At 69.0% G+C, this 18,308-nt stretch carries 17 protein-coding genes and 1 tRNA gene; 9 read left to right on the top strand and 9 right to left on the bottom strand.

Annotation, left to right across the window (positions count from 1 at the left end):
• Nucleotides 1-118 precede the first annotated feature (118 nt).
• Nucleotides 119-769: an FMN-dependent NADH-azoreductase gene (locus OHS81_RS17940; RefSeq protein ID WP_328385749.1), complete on the top strand. Its 651-nt coding sequence runs from the start codon at nt 119-121 to the stop codon at nt 767-769.
• Between the two features lie 449 nt (nt 770-1,218).
• Here the strand turns inward: OHS81_RS17940 and OHS81_RS17935 are convergent.
• Nucleotides 1,219-1,302: transfer RNA gene (locus OHS81_RS17935), tRNA-Leu, on the bottom strand.
• A 538-nt stretch (nt 1,303-1,840) separates the two neighbouring features.
• Between OHS81_RS17935 and OHS81_RS17930 the strand changes: the two genes are divergently transcribed.
• From OHS81_RS17930 to pknB, 6 genes are all read left to right on the top strand, one after another.
• A complete protein-coding gene (locus OHS81_RS17930; protein WP_328385748.1) occupies nt 1,841-2,671 on the top strand; it encodes a DUF3662 and FHA domain-containing protein in 831 nt (276 codons plus the stop codon).
• A 10-nt stretch (nt 2,672-2,681) separates the two neighbouring features.
• Complete coding sequence (locus OHS81_RS17925) at nt 2,682-3,206, top strand: FHA domain-containing protein FhaB/FipA (protein ID WP_093492247.1); 525 nt, start codon at nt 2,682-2,684, stop codon at nt 3,204-3,206.
• A 132-nt stretch (nt 3,207-3,338) separates the two neighbouring features.
• Entirely contained in the window at nt 3,339-4,919 is a 1,581-nt protein-coding gene (locus OHS81_RS17920) for a PP2C family protein-serine/threonine phosphatase (protein ID WP_328391229.1), read from the top strand.
• 23 nt (nt 4,920-4,942) lie between these two features.
• Nucleotides 4,943-6,328 (top strand): FtsW/RodA/SpoVE family cell cycle protein, encoded by a 1,386-nt coding sequence (locus OHS81_RS17915; protein ID WP_328385747.1) that lies wholly within the window; start codon nt 4,943-4,945, stop codon nt 6,326-6,328.
• A complete protein-coding gene (locus tag OHS81_RS17910) occupies nt 6,325-7,794 on the top strand; it encodes a peptidoglycan D,D-transpeptidase FtsI family protein (RefSeq protein WP_328385746.1) in 1,470 nt (489 codons plus the stop codon). Before OHS81_RS17915 ends, OHS81_RS17910 begins: the two co-directional genes overlap by 4 nt.
• Before the next feature lie 146 nt (nt 7,795-7,940).
• Nucleotides 7,941-9,941 carry a Stk1 family PASTA domain-containing Ser/Thr kinase gene (gene pknB, locus OHS81_RS17905; RefSeq protein WP_328385745.1) on the top strand — a complete coding sequence of 667 codons (2,001 nt, stop codon included), beginning with the start codon at nt 7,941-7,943 and terminating at the stop codon, nt 9,939-9,941.
• 147 nt (nt 9,942-10,088) lie between these two features.
• Here pknB and OHS81_RS17900 read toward each other — a convergent pair whose 3' ends face one another.
• The 6 genes from OHS81_RS17900 to OHS81_RS17875 form a co-directional block, all read right to left on the bottom strand.
• The gene (locus OHS81_RS17900) at nt 10,089-10,832 is read right to left on the bottom strand and encodes a class E sortase (RefSeq protein ID WP_328385744.1); all 744 of its coding nucleotides are present in this window, start codon (nt 10,830-10,832) and stop codon (nt 10,089-10,091) included.
• 25 nt (nt 10,833-10,857) lie between these two features.
• The gene (locus OHS81_RS17895) at nt 10,858-12,384 is read right to left on the bottom strand and encodes a class E sortase (protein ID WP_328385743.1); all 1,527 of its coding nucleotides are present in this window, start codon (nt 12,382-12,384) and stop codon (nt 10,858-10,860) included.
• A complete protein-coding gene (locus OHS81_RS17890) occupies nt 12,381-13,037 on the bottom strand; it encodes an aminodeoxychorismate/anthranilate synthase component II (protein WP_328385742.1) in 657 nt (218 codons plus the stop codon). The genes OHS81_RS17895 and OHS81_RS17890 overlap by 4 nt, the downstream gene beginning before the upstream one ends.
• The gene (locus OHS81_RS17885) at nt 13,034-13,210 is read right to left on the bottom strand and encodes a hypothetical protein (RefSeq protein WP_006604449.1); all 177 of its coding nucleotides are present in this window, start codon (nt 13,208-13,210) and stop codon (nt 13,034-13,036) included. Before OHS81_RS17885 ends, OHS81_RS17890 begins: the two co-directional genes overlap by 4 nt.
• 81 nt (nt 13,211-13,291) lie before the next feature.
• Entirely contained in the window at nt 13,292-14,032 is a 741-nt protein-coding gene (locus OHS81_RS17880) for a class E sortase (RefSeq protein WP_328385741.1), read from the bottom strand.
• 38 nt (nt 14,033-14,070) lie between these two features.
• Nucleotides 14,071-14,841 (bottom strand): DUF881 domain-containing protein, encoded by a 771-nt coding sequence (locus OHS81_RS17875; RefSeq protein ID WP_328385740.1) that lies wholly within the window; start codon nt 14,839-14,841, stop codon nt 14,071-14,073.
• 183 nt (nt 14,842-15,024) lie between these two features.
• Between OHS81_RS17875 and crgA the strand changes: the two genes are divergently transcribed.
• Nucleotides 15,025-15,282: a cell division protein CrgA gene (gene crgA / locus OHS81_RS17870; protein ID WP_328385739.1), complete on the top strand. Its 258-nt coding sequence runs from the start codon at nt 15,025-15,027 to the stop codon at nt 15,280-15,282.
• A 235-nt stretch (nt 15,283-15,517) separates the two neighbouring features.
• Here the strand turns inward: crgA and OHS81_RS17865 are convergent, their stop codons facing one another.
• A complete protein-coding gene (locus OHS81_RS17865) occupies nt 15,518-16,435 on the bottom strand; it encodes a rhomboid family intramembrane serine protease (protein ID WP_328385738.1) in 918 nt (305 codons plus the stop codon).
• A 141-nt stretch (nt 16,436-16,576) separates the two neighbouring features.
• On the bottom strand, nt 16,577-17,104 hold the full coding sequence (locus OHS81_RS17860) for a peptidylprolyl isomerase (protein ID WP_328385737.1): 528 nt from the start codon (nt 17,102-17,104) through the stop codon (nt 16,577-16,579).
• 387 nt (nt 17,105-17,491) lie between these two features.
• On the opposite strand from OHS81_RS17860, the gene OHS81_RS17855 reads away from it, so the two are divergent.
• Nucleotides 17,492-18,205 carry a DUF5324 family protein gene (locus OHS81_RS17855; RefSeq protein WP_328385736.1) on the top strand — a complete coding sequence of 238 codons (714 nt, stop codon included), beginning with the start codon at nt 17,492-17,494 and terminating at the stop codon, nt 18,203-18,205.
• Nucleotides 18,206-18,308 lie beyond the last annotated feature (103 nt).

Genomic DNA, 18,308 nt, shown 5'->3' with positions numbered 1-18,308 from the left:
GGTACCGTCCTCCCGTTTGCTACTGCAGAAAAGTAAGCTACTGTGCTATTAATAGTTACGTACGGAATTCAACCAGTGGTCGCGCACCGCCCGGCCACGTAGCGAAGGACCGATCCCCATGGCCACGCTTCTGCTCATCGACTCCTCCCTGTCCCCCGAGGGCGGCTCCGCCTCCCGCTCGGTCACCGCGGCCTTCCGCAAGGCCTGGGAGGAACAGCACCCCGACGGCATCGTGATCCACCGCGACCTGGCCGCCGACCCGCTGCCGCACCTCGACGGCATCGGCGCCTCCGCAGGCTTCTCCGACCCGGCCGGCCACACCCCCGAGCAGCAGACGGCCTTCGCGCTGCGCGTGAAGCTGGCCGAGGAGCTGGAGCAGGCCGACGCGATCGTCATCGGCGCTCCGATGTACAACTTCACGATTCCTTCCACGCTCAAGGCGTGGCTCGACCAGGTGATCCTCATGGGCCGCACCGCGGGCGAGCAGCCGTCCGCCAAGGGCACCCCGGTCACCGTCGTCGCCAGCCGCGGTGGTTCGTACGCGCCGGGCACGCCCCGCGAGCCCTTCGAGTACGTCCAGAACTACCTGGAGGCCGTACTGGGCGGCGGGCTGGGACTCGAAGTCGACTTCATCGTCCCCGAGCTGACCATGGCCCCCAGCAACCCGGCGATGGCCGAGCTCATCCCGCTGTACGAGACCTCCCGCGACAAGGCTCACGAGGACGCGGCGGCCAAGGCCAAGGCCCTCGTCGCCCGCTTCGCCGCCTGAGACCTTCCAAGAGCCCCTTCGCGGCGGGCGCCCGCACCACGGCGCCCACCACGCGGCGCACGCCGGCCCCGACCACGCGACGCACGCCGGCCCGACTCCCCGACTCCCCGACTCCCCAGCCTGTGCGGCTCGTTGGCCCGTACTTCCCGTACGACCACACCGAAGGCCACAACCGGGCGTCACGGACCGGAGGACGAGGACCTGAGGCCGGGGAGAGGAAGAAGAGGGCCGGCGCCGGCGGCGCCCCAAGGCACAGCCCGGGCAACCCACCACGCAACGTGACACCGGCACCACAAAGGGCCACGGAACCAAACCCCGAGGGCCCCACCAGCCCCGCATGTGACGCACCCCTCAAGCCGCCAGGCCGCCGTGACATACCCAACAACGTGACGAACACAACGAAAGACCCCCGGTCTCCGGATTTCTCCGGAGACCGGGGGTCTCATCTGTGCGCGAGGGGGGAGTTGAACCCCCACGCCCTTTCGGGCACTGGAACCTGAATCCAGCGCGTCTGCCTATTCCGCCACCCGCGCATGGGTGTTGCCGTTTGATGTTCTCACATGATCCGGGCTGTTCCGTCCGGGTCTTGTGCGAGCGCCTTCCGACATCCAGAACACTAGCACGCTGCCAGGGGTGCCTTCACAGGCCTTTTCCCCGGTCCCCGCCCTGCGGCAGCACCCGGGCCGCACCCCTCCGTGCCTCGGACATTCGCCGAGCACTGCCCCAAGGGTTCACACTCGCGGTAGCCGCAACAGGAGCGGGGCCACCCGGCCCGCCTCCGGGCCGGCCGGGACAGGGCCGGCGCATGCGTCATGTCCGACTCCGGCACCCGCCCGGCAGCAGTGCCCGGCGGTTGCGGGACACTGTCCGCGGGGCACATCTACGATCGCAGTGCACGAGCAGTGGGCAAGGAGCAAGCAAGCACCGGGCAACCCTGTGAGGGGCGACACTCGTCCTCAAGGCGGGAAAGGGGAACCAGCCGATTTCCCTACGCGTGGATACGATCAGTAAGCAGTATCAGGACGACTCGATCAGGACGACCCCGACGAAGACTGAGGAAGGAGGTGCCCCGTGGGAGTACTGAAGCGTTTCGAGCAGCGTCTCGAAGGTCTCGTCAACGGCACCTTCGCCAAGGTGTTCAAGTCCGAGGTGCAGCCCGTTGAGATCGCCGGCGCGCTGCAGCGCGAGTGCGACAACAACGCCACCATCTGGAACCGCGACCGCACGGTCGTCCCCAACGACTTCATCGTCGAGCTGAGCACCCCGGACTACGAGCGACTGAGCCCCTACAGCGGGCAGCTCGGCGACGAGCTCTCCAGCATGGTCCGCGACTACGCCAAGCAGCAGCGCTACACCTTCATGGGCTCGATCAAGGTCCATCTGGAGAAGGCCGACGATCTCGACACCGGCCTGTACCGCGTCCGCAGCCGTACGCTCGCCTCCAGCTCGTCCCAGGACCAGCCGGGCCCGGCGGCCGCGCAGCGCCCCGCGGCGCCCCGCGGCGGCCGTCCCGGCGGCGGCCACGTGAGCCCGCCCCCCATGCCTTCGTCCCCGCCTCCCGGCGGCGCACAGCCCGTACCTCGTACGGCACCGCCCGGTGCAGGACCGCAGCCCCACGCGCAGACCAGGCGCTGGATCGAGATCAACGGCACCCGCCACCAGATCTCGCGCCCGACGCTCGTGCTGGGCCGCAGCACCGACGCTGACGTACGGATCGACGACCCGGGTGTCTCCCGGCGTCATTGTGAGATCCGGGTCGGAACGCCCCCCACGATCCAGGATCTGGGCTCCACGAACGGCATCGTGGTAGACGGGCAGCACACCACTCACGCTAATCTCCGCGACGGCTCGCGGATTGTCGTGGGCAGTACCACCATCGTTTACCGGCAAGCCGAAGGGTGAAGCGGGGAGCATGTCAGAGCTGACCCTCACGGTCATGCGGTTGGGTTTCCTCGCCGTACTGTGGCTGTTCGTCATCGTGGCCGTTCAGGTCATCCGCAGTGATTTGTTCGGCACGCGCGTCACACAGCGCGGTGCCGCCCGGCGCGGCGGGCAGGAAGCGCGTACGCAGCGGCAGGCTGCGCCACCGCAGCAGCAGCGCCGCCAGGAAGGCGGTCGCGGCAACAACCGTCAGCGCCGCGGAGCACCCACCAAGCTGGTGGTCTCCGAGGGCTCGCTGACCGGCACCACCGTCGCCCTCCAAGGCCAGACCATCTCCCTGGGCCGTGCGCACGACTCCACGATCGTGCTGGACGACGACTACGCGTCCAGCAGGCATGCCAGGATCTACCCGGACCGTGACGGCCAGTGGATCGTCGAGGATCTCGGTTCCACCAACGGCACGTACCTGGACCGGACCCGACTGACGACCCCGACACCGATTCCGCTGGGAGCCCCGATCCGCATCGGCAAGACCGTCATCGAGCTGCGGAAGTAGTACGACAATGAGCGAGCGGAGCGAGCGAGCCGCGACGGTCCACTCGGCGGACCCGGGCGTGCTCCCGACCGGAGGGTGGGCAGTGTGGCTCGACGAGACCGGCTGTACCCCGAGCCGACGGGTGAGGTGCACATGAGCTTGTCACTGCGCTTCGCCGCCGGATCGCACAAGGGCATGATCCGCGAGGGCAACGAGGACTCCGGCTATGCCGGGCCACGGCTGCTCGCCATCGCCGACGGCATGGGCGGCCAGGCCGCCGGTGAGGTCGCCTCCTCCGAGGTGATCTCCACGCTCGTCCAGCTCGACGACGACGTCCCCGGCTCCGACCTCCTCACCTCGCTGGGCACGGCCGTCACGCGCGCCAATGACCAGCTGCGGGTGATGGTCGAGGAGGACCCCCAGCTGGAGGGCATGGGCACGACCCTGACCGCCCTGCTGTGGACCGGACAGCGGCTCGGCCTCGTCCACGTCGGTGACTCGCGGGCGTATCTGCTGCGCGACGGCGTGCTGACCCAGATCACCCAGGACCACACCTGGGTGCAGCGGCTGGTCGACGAGGGCCGGATCACCGAAGAGGAAGCCACCACGCATCCGCAGCGGTCGCTGCTGATGCGGGCGCTGGGCAGCGGCGATCATGTCGAGCCCGATCTGTCGATCCGCGAGGTGCGGGCCGGCGACCGGTATCTGATCTGCTCGGACGGACTGTCCGGGGTGGTCAGCCACCAGACGCTGGAAGAGACGCTCGCCAGCTACCACGGGCCGCACGAGACCGTGCAGGAGCTGATCCAGCTCGCCCTGCGCGGTGGCGGACCCGACAACATCACCTGCATCGTCGCCGACGTCCTGGACGTGGACGGCAACGACGCGATGGCCGGCCAGCTCAACGACACCCCGGTCATCGTCGGCGCCGTCGCGGAGAACCAGCACCAGCTCAGCGACCCGAGCACGCTGCAGACCCCCGCGGCGCGGGCCGCCGAGCTCGGCCGGCCGGGCGGGCAGCCGTCCGCGCCCGGCGGTGCCTTCGGGCCGCCCGGCAGCGGTGAGCACGAGGTCGGCGGACCGCCGCAGGGCTCGTTCGGCGCGTTCATGGACGAGGACTTCGTCAAGCCGCGCCGGCGTGGGCGGTGGCTGAAGCGGTCGCTGTTCATCGCGCTGGCGCTGGCCGTCGTGGGCGGCGGATGCTACGCGGGCTACAACTGGACGCAGACCCAGTACTTCGTGGGCGCCAAGGACGACCACGTCGCGCTCTACCGGGGCATCAGCCAGGACCTCGCGTGGATAAAGCTCAACGACGTGGACGAGGACCATCCCGAGATCGAACTCAAGTACCTGCCGCTGTACCAGCGCAACCAGGTCAAGGAGACGATCGCGGTCGACAGCCGCACGCAGGCCGGCGAAAAAGTCACCGAACTGAACAACCAGGCCAATGCCTGCCGTACCAAGGAGCAGCGGGAGGCGGCCGAACGCGAGGCGGCACGGCACCCGGGCAAGAAGGGCCGGGCCGGCACACCGTCGAAGCCCGGTACGCCTTCCCCGTCCGGTTCGCCGAGCACCAAGCCCGGTTCCACCGGCAAGGCGGGCAACGACAGCGGCACCGGCACGGCCGGCACGCTGGCGGCGACCGTCACTCCGAAACCCGGACCCAGCACCAGCCAGGCCGCCCCCTCCGAGGAGCAGAAGCAGCTGGAAAAAAATTGCAGCACCCAGCAGTGAGGGCCTAGGGGGCCGTAGATCTCATGAGCAGCAGCACCACCAACACCACCACCATCGGCACCATCGGAGCCCCGAGCCGCCGCAACACCGAGCTGGCGATGCTCGTCTTTGCGGTGCTGATTCCGGTGTTCGCGTACATCAACGTCGGACTGGCGAAGGACGGTTCGGTGCCGGCCGGCGTGCTGGGCTACAGCCTGGGCCTGGGCCTGCTGGCCGGCGTCGCGCATCTCGTCGTCCGCAAGTGGGCCCCGTACGCGGACCCGCTGATGCTGCCCATCGGCACCCTGCTCAACGGGCTGGGACTGATCTTCATCTGGCGGCTGGACCAGGAGCCCTCGCTCGGCAAGGCGATGGCCCCCAACCAGCTGATGTGGTCGACCCTCGGCGTCGCTTTCTTCCTCGCCATCCTGATCTTCCTCAAGGACCACCGCGTCCTGCAGCGCTACACCTACATCTCGATGGTGGTGGCGCTGGTCCTGCTGGTCGCGCCGGTGTTCTTCCCCGGTGTGAACGGCGCGAAGATCTGGATCACGATTCCCGGTCTCGGCTCGCTGCAGCCCGGTGAGTTCGCGAAGATCATCATTGCGATCTTCTTCGCCGGCTACCTGATGGTGAAGCGGGATGCGCTGGCGCTGGCCAGCCGCCGCTTCATGGGGCTCTACCTCCCCCGCGGCCGTGACCTCGGCCCCATTCTCGTCATCTGGGCGCTCAGCCTGATGATCCTGGTCTTCGAGACCGACCTGGGTACCTCGCTGCTGTTCTTCGGCCTGTTCGTCGTGATGCTGTACGTGGCCACCGAGCGCACCAGCTGGATCGTGTTCGGTCTGCTGCTCAGCGCCGGCGGCGCGGTCGCGGTGGCGACGTTCGAGTCGCACGTCCAGACGCGTGTCCACAACTGGCTCAACCCGCTGGAGCTGGCCAACGGCGGTGTCACCGAAACCGCCCAGGCGATGTACTCCTTCGGCTCCGGCGGCATCCTCGGCTCCGGTCTGGGACAGGGCTACTCCCGCCTCATCCTGGGTATCGCGCCGAAGAGTGACTACATTCTCGCCACGGTCGGCGAAGAGGTCGGGCTCGCCGGGCTGATGGCCATCCTGCTGCTGTACGGCCTGCTGATCGAGCGCGGTATCCGCACGGCGCTGGCCGCCCGCGACCCGTTCGGCAAGCTGCTGTCGATCGGCCTGTCCGGCGCCTTCGCGCTGCAGGTCTTCGTCGTCGCCGGCGGTGTGACGGGTCTGATCCCCCTGACGGGTATGACGATGCCGTTCCTCGCCCAGGGTGGCTCGTCCGTGATCGCCAACTGGGCACTGGTCGCGATCCTGCTCCGGATCAGCGACACCGCGCGCCGTCCGGCGCCGGCTCCCGCCCCGTCCACCGACGCCGAGATGACCCAGGTGGTCCGCCCGTGAACAAGCCCCTGCGCCGGGTCGCGATCTTCTGCGGCCTGCTCGTCCTCGCGCTGCTCGTCCGTGTCAACTGGGTGCAGTTCGTCCAGGGTGACGCGCTCAAGAACGACCCGCACAACCGCCGGGTCGCCATCGAGCGCTACAGCACACCGCGCGGCAACATCATCGTCGACGGCAAGGCCATCACCGGCTCCACGACCACCGACAGCGGCGACTTCAAGTACAAGCGCACGTACAAGAACGGCAAGATGTGGGCGCCGGTCACCGGCTACGCCTCGCAGGCCTTCGACGCCAACCAGCTCGAGAAGCTGAACGACGGCATCCTCAGCGGCACCGACGACAGGCTCTTCTTCAGCCGCACGGTGGACATGTTCACCGGCAGCAAGCAGAAGGGCGGCAACGTGGTGACCACCCTCGACGCCAAGGCCCAGAAGGCCGCCTACGACGGCCTGGGCAAGCAGAAGGGCGCGGTCGCCGCGATCAACCCGGAGACCGGCGCGATCCTGGCGCTGGCCAGCACCCCGTCGTACGACCCGTCCACCTTCGCGGGGATGAGCAACAAGGACGCCGAGGCGTACGGCGCGCTGCAGAAGAAGAGCGACGCCGACGAGCCGATGCTCAACCGGGCGCTGCGCCAGACCTACCCGCCCGGCTCCACCTTCAAGGTCGTCACGGCCTCGGCGGCGCTGCAGAACGGCCTCTACACGGACGTCGACACCAAGACCAGGTCGCCGCTGCCCTACACGCTCCCCGACACCTCGGGCATCGAGCTGAAGAACGAGGGCAACATCCCCTGCGAGAACGCCACCCTGCGTGAGGCGCTGCGCTGGTCCTGCAACACGGTGTTCGGCAAGATCAGCGCGGACCTCGGCAACAAGAAGATGAAGGCCGAGGCGGAGAAGTTCGGCTTCAACGACCCGGGGATCAACACCCCGGTCCGCGCCTCGGAGAGCATCTACCCCGAGGACAACCGGCCGCAGAACGCCATGGCGGGCATCGGCCAGGCCTCCAACCGCGCCACGCCGCTGCAGATGGCCATGGTCGCCTCGGCGGTCGCCAACGGCGGCAAGCTGATGAAGCCGTACATGGTCGACCAGCTGGTCGCGCCGAACCTCAATGTGATCCAGAAGCACACGCCGCAGGAGATGAGCCAGCCGCTCAGCGCGGAGAACGCCCAGAAGGTCCAGAGCATCATGGAGACCGTGGTCAAGCAGGGCACGGGAACCAACGCCCAGATCCCCGGCGTCACAGTCGGCGGAAAGACCGGTACCGCGCAGCACGGCGAGAACAACAAGGACAATCCGTACGCCTGGTTCATCTCCTACGCGAAAACCGACAAGGGCACCCCTGTCGCGGTCGCGGTCGTCATTGAGGGATCCGACACTCTTCGCGACGACATCGCCGGCGGAAAGCTTGCAGCTCCGGTCGCGAAGCGCGTCATGCAGGCGGTACTCGAAGGCGAGAAGTGACCCGGGTCATGCCAATACCGGTCACGTATCAGGTTGCGGCTCCGGCCCGGTCCGGTAGGGCGTGCCGGGTACGGTATGCCCGGACAGCACACCGCCGGACCACACACCGGTGCGGTCGGGACTGACGGAGAGGGCTGGAGAAGCTTATGGAAGAGCCGCGTCGCCTCGGCGGCCGGTACGAGCTGGGCTCGGTGCTCGGCCGCGGTGGCATGGCCGAGGTGTACCTCGCGCATGACTCCCGCCTGGGCCGCACCGTAGCTGTGAAGACGCTGCGGGTGGACCTCGCCCGTGACCCGTCCTTCCAGGCCCGGTTCCGCCGTGAGGCCCAGTCGGCCGCCTCGCTGAACCATCCGTCGATCGTCGCGGTCTACGACACCGGCGAGGACTACGTCGACGGTGTCTCGATCCCGTACATCGTCATGGAGTACGTCGACGGCTCCACGCTGCGTGAGCTTCTGCACTCCGGAAGAAAGCTGCTGCCCGAGCGGTCGCTGGAGATGACCACCGGTGTCCTCCAGGCGCTGGAGTACTCCCACCGGGCCGGCATCGTCCACCGCGACATCAAGCCGGCCAACGTCATGCTGACGCGCACCGGCCAGGTCAAGGTCATGGACTTCGGCATCGCCCGCGCGATGGGTGATGCCGGTATGACGATGACGCAGACCGCGGCGGTCATCGGCACGGCGCAGTACCTCTCTCCCGAGCAGGCCAAGGGCGAGCAGGTCGATGCCCGCTCCGACCTGTACTCCACCGGCTGTCTGCTCTACGAGCTGCTGACCGTCCGGCCGCCGTTCGTCGGTGACTCACCGGTCGCGGTGGCCTATCAGCATGTCCGCGAGGAGCCCCAGAAGCCCAGCAACTTCGACCCCGAGATCACGCCGGAGATGGACGCCATCGTCCTGAAGGCGCTGGTCAAAGACCCCGACTACCGCTACCAGTCGGCCGACGAGATGCGGGCCGACATCGAGGCGGCGCTGGACGGACAGCCGGTGGCGGCGAGCTCCGGCATGGGCGCGGGCGGCTACGACCAGGACCAGCCGACCACCATGCTGCGGCCGCAGGACCCGGCCGGCCAGACCTCCATGCTGCCGCCGATGAACCCGGACGACGGGGGCTACGGCTACGACGACCGCGGCGACCGGCGCCGTGGCGGCGGCCAGAAGAAGAGCAACACCTCGACGATCCTCCTGGTGCTGGCTGCCGTCCTCGTCCTGGTCGGTGCGATCTTCATCGGCAAGGCGATGTTCACCGGCGGCAATGCGGGCGGCAAGACGCCGGTGCCCAACCTCGTCGGCAAGACCCTCAAGGACGCCAAGTCGTTCGGCAGGAACGGCAGCTTCAAGGTCACCGAGGCGGGCCGCAAGGCCTGTGACAACGTCAAGAAGGGCCAGGTCACCGAGCAGGACCCGAAGCCCGGCGGGGAGATCGACAAGAACTCCCCCATCAAGGTCACGCTGTGCACTGGCCAGGAGAAGGTCTCGGTGCCCAGTGTCACGGGGCTGACCGAGGACCAGGCGCGCTCGGACCTGAAGGAAAAGGGCTTCACCAACGTCGAGAGCAAGCCCATGATCTCCGACCGGGACCCCGGCACCGTCGCGGAGCAGGACCCGAAGGCGAACTCGCAGCGGACCAAGGACGCGAAGATCACGCTGTCCATCGCCACGGCGAGCCCGAAGAAGCCGGTCCCTGACGTCAAGGGCCAGGACTTCGCCGCGGCTCAGAAGCAGCTGCAGGACCTGGGCTTCCAGGTCTCCAAGAGCGAGCAGGAAACCCCCGACCCCAACCAGGTCGGCAAGGTGCTCGACCAGAGCCCGACGGGCAACACCGAGGCCAAGGTGAACTCCACCGTGACCCTCACGGTCGGCAAGGCAGGCGCTCAGACACCGGTTCCGGGTGTGGTCGGCCAGTCCCTGAAGGATGCGAAGAAGGCGCTTCAGCAGGCCGGCTTCACCAACATCCAGCTCGCCGGCGGCAGTCAGCAGGACGACAACGCCCACGTCATCAGCCAGGACCCGCAGCCCAACACGCCGTCCGATCCCAAGACCACCACCGTGACGCTGACCACCATCGGCGGTGGCGGCAACGGCAACGGCGGCAATGACGGCGGTGGCGGCATCTTCGGCGGAGCCTTCGGGGGCAACCACTAGCGGTCCCCGCGACGAGGAAGCACGGAGCCCCGGCACCCTGGGAAGGGTGCCGGGGCTTCTTCGTTGTCCGCACCGCACACAGGGTGCCGCGCGGGCGTCGGGCAGGTTCTTGGGCGCGCGGTCCGGTCCGGTCCGGTCCGGGGCCGGCTAGCGGAGTTCCTTCGGGGGTGTGCGGTCCGCGTCGACCTTCTCGGTGCGTTCCAGCTCGCCCCAGACGATGAAGCGGTAGTTCGAGGTGTAGACCGGGGTGCAGGTCGTGAGGGTGATGAAGCGGCCCGCCTTGTGCTTGCCGGATTCCTTCGGGATGTCGTCGAGGACGTCCACGTTGTACTTCGAGGTCTCGGGCAGCGTCGCGAACACCTTGTAGACGTACCAGGTGTCCTTCGTCTCGAAGACGATCGGGTCGCCGTCCTTGAGCTTGTCGATGTTGTGGAACTTCGCGCCGTGGCCGTCACGGTGCGCGGCGAGGGTGAAGTTGCCCTTCTTGTCCTCCGGCAGCTCCGACTTGACCGGCTTGGTGTAGTAACCGGCCACGCCCTCGTTCAGGATCTCGGAGTCGGTGCCCTTCTTGACCAGGACCTCGCCGTTGTCCATCGCCGGTACGTGCAGAAAGCCGATGCCGTCCTTGGTGTCCAGCTTCCCCGGGCCCTTGGGGCCGTTGCTCGCCCAGTGCTTGCGGACCTGGTCGCCCTGCTGGTGCGCGGCGCGGTCGGCCAGGACGTTGGTCCACCACAGCGAGTAGGCGACGAACAGGCCCAGGATCACTCCGGCCGTGATCAGCAGCTCACCGATGACGCTGATGGCGGCGGCGATGGCCCTGCGCACCCGGCGCGGCTCGGGCGGCGGCGGCGCGGACCGGTCGCATTCCTCGTCGGTTCCGGTTGCAGTCACCGCGCAGCACCCCTCTTGTGTTCACTCAGCCGGCGAGCGCATCCGGTTTGCCCTTGCTCCGCGGCCGCTCGTCGACCATCTTGCCCCAGACGATCATCCGATAGGTACTGGTGAACTCCGGGGTACAGGTCGTCAGGGTGATGTAGCGGCCGGGTCCGGTGAATCCCGAACCGGGCGGCACGGGGCCGATCACGCTGGTGTTGCTCGGAGACGTCTGCGGGAGGATGCTCTCCATCTCGTAGGTGTAGTACGAGCTCTTCGTCTCGACGACGATCTTGTCGCCCTTGGTCAGTTTGTTGACGTAGCGGAACGGCTCGCCGTGCGTATTGCGATGCGCCGCCACTGCGAAGTTGCCCTTCTTGTCCCAGGGCATCGCCGTCTTGATCCCGCTGTTCTTGTCGTAGTGACCGACCATGCCGTGGTCCAGCACACGGTGCTTGTCGATGCCCTCGGCTATCGGGGCCTTCACATCCAGCTTCGGGATGTACATGATCCCGAAGCGCTCACCGTCCACGAGATTCTTCTTCTCGCCGCCGCCCTTGTCCCACTCGTGCTGCAGATTGGTGGCAGCGCCGCCCGCCTCCTCTTCGGCCCTCACATTCGTCCACCAGAGCTGATAGGTGACGAACAGCAGCATCAGCACGCCGAGGGTGATGAACACTTCGCCCAGCGCGCGGCTGGCGATCAGGCTGGGGCTGTCCTTGGCGGCGCGCGCGGCCTGCCGGGCCTCCAGCCGGGACATGGGGGCGGGCGTCGCTTCAGAGGCGGTCGCAGCCGCTGCTGTGGCGGCGGCCGCGCCGCTGTGGCGCCCGCGCCGCCCTCCGCGCTTGGCGGCCTCCTGAGCGGCCTTCCGCCGGGCCGCCCGGCCGCCGGAAGCCGAAGTGGATGCCGCGGTGGATGCCGATGTCTCGGTTTCACGTGAAACCGAGGTGTCCGTTTCACGTGAAACGGCCTCATCGTCGGGCTGCTCCGCCTGACGCAGCGCCATGGTCTCGTTGTCGCCCTGCCATGGTGTGGCGGCGGCCGGAGCAGGGCGCGCGGCAGGCGTGGAGCCGACGGCAGGATCGGGGTGCACGGCGGGCGCGGGAGCGGGCGGTGCCGGTGTCTCCGGTGTGGCATACGGCCGGGATATCGAGTCGGTCGCCGCGGGGCGGGGGGAGTAGCCGGGGCCGGATCCCTGGCCGTAGGGGGCCGTCTCGGCGCCGTGGGCCTGCCCGTCCGGCCGGGACGGCCTCTCCGGCTCCAGATGCGGGCGGAACCACGGTGAGCCCTGGCTCCCGCCCTCCTGAGCCGCCTTGCCCCGCCGTCGCCCCCGGCCCGGCTGCCCGTACGGAGCGGGCGCGGGTCCCGGTGGGGCCGCCTGGCCCGGCAGCGGATCGTTCAGCGGGTCGTCGAGCTGCTCCACCGCCGCCTCGAACGCATCGGGGTACCCGTACGGATCCTGTGATCCCTGCGGTTCCTCCGGCCCGTACGACTGCTGCGGCCCGTACGACCGCTGCGAACCGTCCGGCTCGTAGGATCTCCCTTCACGCCCGGGGCGCAGGTCGGTCACGCGCCGGCCTTGCCGACCACCGGGGCCAGCCCCGTGGAGCGCTCCACCGCTCCCTCGTCGCCGCATTCGACGAGCCAGTTGGCCAGCATCCGGTGCCCCCACTCCGTCAGCACCGACTCGGGGTGGAACTGCACACCCTCGACCGGGAGTTCGCGGTGCCGCAGCCCCATCACGATCCGCCCGCCGGGGACCTCCTCGGCCTCCGTCCAGGAGGTGACGAGCAGTTCATCGGGGACGGTATCGGGCTCGACGGCGAGGGAGTGGTAGCGGGTGGCGGTGAACGGGGAGGGCAGGCCGGCGAAGACCCCGGCGCCCTCATGGAGGACGGGCGAGGTCTTGCCGTGCAGCAGCTCGGGCGCCCGGTCCACCACGCCGCCGTATGCGACCGCCATCGACTGCATGCCCAGGCACACACCGAAGACCGGGACGCCGGTGTCCGCGCAGTGCTTGACCATGTCGACGCAGACGCCGGCCTGCTCGGGGGTACCGGGACCGGGGGACAGCAGCACGCCGTCGAAGCCGTCCCGCGCATGCCGCGGCTCGACCTCGTCGTTGCGCAGCACCTCGCATTCGGCACCCAGTTGGTAGAGGTACTGGACGAGGTTGAAGACGAAGCTGTCGTAGTTGTCGACGACGAGAATCCGTGCGGTCATCGGACGGCTGCCATCCCTTGGTCGACAGTGACGTCATTGAAGGGGAGCAGCGGCTCCGCCCACGGAAAGACGTACTGGAAGAGTACGAAAACGACCGCCAGCGCGAGCACCAGGGAAATCAGTGCCTTCACCCAGGTGTTGCCCGGCAGATGCCGCCAGATCCAGCCGTACATGCTGTCGCTGTCCCCTTGCCGATGCCGATGCCGATGACGATTGCGACACCAGAGTAAGGGGCGAGGGCGGGCACAGGTGGGTCAGCCGGTCAAAGCCGATGGCCTTCCCTGTGCCACGGGTTGGGTGGAATCGAGGTGTCCCCAGGCGATCAGCCGGTGGCTGTGGCCCCATTCCGGCTCGCAGGTCGTGAGCGTGAGATAGCGGCCGGGGCCGTGGAATCCGGACTTCGGCGGTACGGGGTCGATCACCCCGATGTCGCCGGGCAGCGTCGTATAGGGCCGGCGGTCGATGCGGTAGGTGTACCAGGTCGCGCCGTCGGTCAGCACCACGGCGTCGCCGGGGCGCAGCCGTGGGAAGTCCTTGAAGGGGTCGCCGTACGTGCGGCGGTGGCCGGCGACGGCGAAGTTGCCGGTCTGCCCGAGGTGCGCGGTGCGGTCGTAATGGCCCAGGCCGCGCTGGAGGACGTCGGTCGCGGTGCCTTCGAGCACGGGCTTGGCCCAGTCGGCGCCCAGGCGCGGGATGTACATCACGGCGAAGGAAGCGCCCGGTGCGTAGCGGCGGGCCCCCGCGTCGGGGGCGGGCGTGCCGCCGGGGGCCGGCTTCCCGTCGGGGGCCGGTGTGCCGCCGGGGCCGGTGACCGGGTCCGTGGACCACTGGTGCCGGAGCTTGCCGATCTCGCCGTCCATGGCGCTGTCGGCCCGTACGCCGGTCCAGAAGAGGATATAGACCACGAACAGCACGATCAGCGCGCCGGCGGTGACGCAGATTTCGCTGAGCGTCCGCACGATCCACCGCACCGCCGTCCGGCTCCGCAGCGTCATCCGGCCCCCGCCCCTCCCGCCGCCCCGCGGCGTGCGGGCTACGGCTTCACAGGCTGTGCGTAGTGCAGATCCACTGTGCCGGAGTAGCCGGGAAGAGTCACCGCTTCGTGCTGGTCGACTTTCCAGCCCAGGCCGTAGGCGTTCACGTACTGGAGGTAGTTCTGGATGGCGGGGGAGGCGGTCAGCGCGTTGGTCAGGGCCTCACGGTCGCCGACGGCGGTGACCTTGTACGGCGGGGAGTAGACCCGGCCCTGGAGGATCAGGGTGTTGCCGACGCAGCGCACCGCGCTGGTGGAGATCAGCCGCTGGTCCATGACCCTGATGCCCTTGGCGCCGCCCTGCCACAGGGCATTCACCACGGCCTGCAGGTCCTGCTGGTGGATGACCAGGTCGTTGGGCTGCGGCTGGGGCACCCCGGGGATCTTGGCGGTGGCGTTCGGCGGGGCGTCGGTCAGGGTGACCGTCACGCCCTGGCCCTTCAGCGGCTTGGTGCCGGCGTTCTTCTCCAGCGCCCTGACCTTGGCTTCCTCGGCCTTGGAGTTGCCGTTGTCGCGCCGCGCGAGGGCGTCGACCTCCGCACGCAGGGTGGCGTTGCGGTCGTCCTGGGCGCCGTTCTTGTGGCTGCGCTCCTGGATGAGGTCGGACAGCCGCAGCATCGAGTCGTCCGAGCGCAGGTTGGTGCCGCGTGCGGTGTCGAAGCTCAGCCAGAACAGCAGCCCGGCGAGTGCGAACACCATGAGGGTGAGGAACCGCACGGGCCGCAGGCGAGGGAGAGAGGGGCGGTGGGGCGAGTCAGCGGAATTGCTCAACGTACCCTTACTCCTTACGGCGCCGCGGAAGCACTACGCTAACGGACGCCCGGGAAAAGGAATCCGCTCCCCACCGCGTCCGTGCCCCGGCGCACCCCTCGTACCCTCCCCCGCGGATGGGGGCACCGCCCGCCGGCGCCAAGCAGAGAGCGGGGGAGCAGCGCATCGACAGGAGAGTTCCTCGTGCCGAAGTCACGGATCCGCAAGAAGAAGGACGACTTCTCGCCGCCGCCGGCGAAGACCACCAACCTGAAGATGAACTCAGGGCGCGGTTGGGTGGCGCCACTGATGCTGGCGATGTTCCTCATCGGGCTGGTGTGGATCGTGATGTTCTACGTGTCCGAGGGCGATCTGCCGATCGGCGCCATGGGCAACTGGAACATCGTGTGCGGCTTCGGCTTCATCGCGGTGGGCTTCGGCGTATCCACACAGTGGAAGTAGCACAAGCCCTGCCCAAGGCCATCCACACGGTTATCCACAGCCGGGGAAAACTTCAGAAGATCTGTGGATAACCTTCCGGAGGTTGACGCCGGTGTGATCGGCGGCACCCTCCCCCGGCCGGCGTCTCCCCGCATCCTTACTGGGGAAACGCAGGCCAGGCGGGCCGGAACAGAGGTTTCGCACAGCATGCACAAGATCGGCCACGCACTGTGGACAACGTGACGGTACGGGCCCCTCAGCCCAGCAGCTGAAGGGTCCGTACCCACACCACCGCGACGATCACGAGCAGGGCGGCCACACAGGTCGCGGTGTGCACCAGGGTCCGGCGGTCCCGCGGCGCATGCACCATCCCGAACGCCACCGCGGCGCCCACCACCAGGCCGCCGACATGGGCCTGCCAGGAGATGTTCGGCCACAGGAACGTGAAGACCAGGTTGAGGCCGAGCAGGATCAGCACCGGCTTCATGTCGTAATTCAGCCGCCGCAGCAGCACCGCGGTCGCACCGAGCAGCCCGAAGATCGCGCCGGACGCACCCAGCGAGGGCTGGTTCTGCGCGGCGAGGAGATACGACAGGGCGCTGCCGCCCAGGCCGGCGAGCAGATAGAGCGCGGTGAACCGCAGCCGGCCGAGCGCCGCCTCCAGCGGAGGTCCCAGCCACCACAGCGAGAGCATGTTGAACGCGAAGTGGGCGATCTGCGCGTGCAGGAACATCGCGGTCAGCAGGCGGTACCACTGGCCTTCCGCGACCCCGACCAGCCGGAACTGCCCCGGGTCGGCGGCGAGCCCCACCAGGTCGAGACGGCCGAGCAGCCAGCCCGTTTCGCCGCCGCTCAGATAGACGGCGATGAAGACCGCGGCGTTCAGGCCCAGCAGGATCTTGGTGATCAGCCGCGGATCGGCTGCGAGGGTGCTGCCCGCGAGGGTGCGCGGAGCCGTCGCCCCCGGCGGGTGGCCGGTGCCGCTGCCGCTACGGACACAGGCCGGGCACTGGAAGCCGACCGAGGCGCTGACCATGCACTCCGGGCATATCGGCTGCTCACAGCGGGTGCAGCGGACTCCGGTCGGGCGGTCCGGGTGGCGAGAGCAGCCGGGCAGGCCGCCGTCGCCCTGCGCGTCCTGCGGCGTGTGCGGGCTGCCTGGCACCTGGGTCATCCGTCCCTCGTCCTCTTCTCCGTCCGGGCGCATCCACGCGTCACCCTGACCGGCCCGTCCCGGACGAGCCTCGCGCCCCGCCTGATGTACGACCGGGCGGGGCGCAATGGTTCCCCGGATCCGGCCGGGGCGCGACGCGGCTCAGCGGGTCTCGACGACCACCGACTCGATGACGACGTCCTTGACGGGACGGTCGGTGCTCGGGTTGGTCTGGGTGCCGGCGATGGCGTCGACGACCTTCTTGCTCGCCTCGTTGCCGACCTCACCGAAGATGGTGTGCTTGCCGGTCAGCCACGCCGTCGCGCCGACGGTGATGAAGAACTGCGAGCCGTTGGTGCCGGGACCGGCGTTGGCCATGGCCAGCAGGTACGGCTTGTTGAAGGCCAGGTCGGGGTGGAACTCGTCCCCGAACTCGTAACCGGGGCCACCGGTGCCGTTGCCCAGCGGGTCGCCGCCCTGGATCATGAAACCGCTGATCACCCGGTGGAAGACGGTGCCGTCGTACAGCCGGTCCGTGGACTTCTTGCCGGTCGCCGGGTGGGTCCACTCCCGCTCGCCCTTGGCGAGCTCGACGAAGTTCTTGACCGTTTTGGGGGCATGGTTCGGCAGGAGCCGAATCTCGATGTCGCCCTGGTTGGTCTTCAGGGTGGCGTAGAGCTGCTCAGCCACGATCTACCTTCCATAAGTCTTCGCTGACGGTTCCCGATCCTCGCACGGACCGGCCCTCCCAGGGCCCGACCGCGGCCCCTCGCCCAGCTGCGCGCCGCGTTTCGCCCACGCCCGGCCACGCCCCCTTCACGCCCCTCGCGCCGCGTCGTACGCACCGTCCGGCCGCCGCCGCTGACGCTCTTCGTACGGATTTCCACCGCCCGGAGCGGAAAATCGTGGCATTGTCGTCCACAAGGCTCCGGAACGTCTGCAATGACCCGGATGCCCGCTCGCACATGCCGTACGACGCATGAGCGGGCATGATCTTCAAACGGGTGGACAGGCGATACAGCAGACACGGGGGACCAGCCCCCAAGCCCCGGATACGCCACCGAGGAGGAGGATCCCGTGACCCGCAAGGACAGCGTGCGCGCCGCGACCGGTACGGCCAAGGACAGCGTGCGGCACGCCGCGGAGGTGGTAGCTCCTTATGCCGGTACGGCCAAGGACGCCGCCGTGCACTTCGCTCACGAGGCCCGGACGCGAGCGGCTCCCAAGGTGGCCGAGGCCGCCCACCAGGCACGTACGCAGTACGACACCCATCTGCACCCGCGTATCGAGCACGCCCGTGGCACCCTGCCGCCCAAGGTGGACGCGGCGGCGACCCGGGCGGCCTGCCGGACCCGCAAGGCGGCCCGCCAGGCGGCCGATTACACGGCGCCGCGGCTGGAGAACGCCGTGACCCACGCGCGCGCCGCGGCCGAACCGGTACGCGACGAAGCCCTCGCCCGTGGTACCGCCGCGCTCGCCGCCCTCCGCGGCCAGGTCACGGCCGCCGAGATCGCCAAGCTCCAGAAGAAGCACAGCCGGCGGGCCAAGTGCGGCAAGCTCGCCAAGCGCCTTGCCGTGCTGGGCATCCTGGCCGGCGGCGCGGTCGCCGCCTGGAAGTGGTGGGACAAGCAGGCCAACCCGGACTGGCTGGTCGAGCCGCCGGCACCCACCGAGGTCAGCGACCGCGAGCGGCTGAGCTCGGTCGACGGCAGCGAGGGCGCCTCGCTCGACCCGGAGATCCAGGCCAAGCAGTCCGAGGCCGACGAACACGGCGGCGGCACCACGGCCTGACCACCGGCCACGGGCACCGCACCGGGCCGTGTCCCGCCCCGTACGAGGCGGCGGACACGGCCCGTTGGCGTACACCGTGCACGGGGTGCCCGGCCCCGGCCGA

Origin of the sequence: Streptomyces sp. NBC_00400 (assembly GCF_036048035.1) — a bacterium.
Lineage (GTDB): Bacteria > Actinomycetota > Actinomycetes > Streptomycetales > Streptomycetaceae > Streptomyces.
This window is presented reverse-complemented; position numbering and strand designations above follow the sequence as displayed.

Bases quoted from the DNA above. Each gene is read 5' to 3' on its own strand.
- OHS81_RS17915 (WP_328385747.1), top strand. From the start codon at position 4,943: ATGAGCAGCAGCACCACCAACACCACCACCATCGGCACCATCGGAGCC.
- OHS81_RS17920 (WP_328391229.1), top strand. From the start codon at position 3,339: ATGAGCTTGTCACTGCGCTTCGCCGCCGGATCGCACAAGGGCATGATC.
- OHS81_RS17885 (WP_006604449.1), bottom strand. From the start codon at position 13,210: ATGTACGGCTGGATCTGGCGGCATCTGCCGGGCAACACCTGGGTGAAG.
- OHS81_RS17925 (WP_093492247.1), top strand. From the start codon at position 2,682: ATGTCAGAGCTGACCCTCACGGTCATGCGGTTGGGTTTCCTCGCCGTA.
- OHS81_RS17880 (WP_328385741.1), bottom strand. From the start codon at position 14,032: ATGACGCTGCGGAGCCGGACGGCGGTGCGGTGGATCGTGCGGACGCTC.
- OHS81_RS17940 (WP_328385749.1), top strand. From the start codon at position 119: ATGGCCACGCTTCTGCTCATCGACTCCTCCCTGTCCCCCGAGGGCGGC.
- pknB (WP_328385745.1), top strand. From the start codon at position 7,941: ATGGAAGAGCCGCGTCGCCTCGGCGGCCGGTACGAGCTGGGCTCGGTG.
- OHS81_RS17865 (WP_328385738.1), bottom strand. From the start codon at position 16,435: ATGACCCAGGTGCCAGGCAGCCCGCACACGCCGCAGGACGCGCAGGGC.
- OHS81_RS17890 (WP_328385742.1), bottom strand. From the start codon at position 13,037: ATGACCGCACGGATTCTCGTCGTCGACAACTACGACAGCTTCGTCTTC.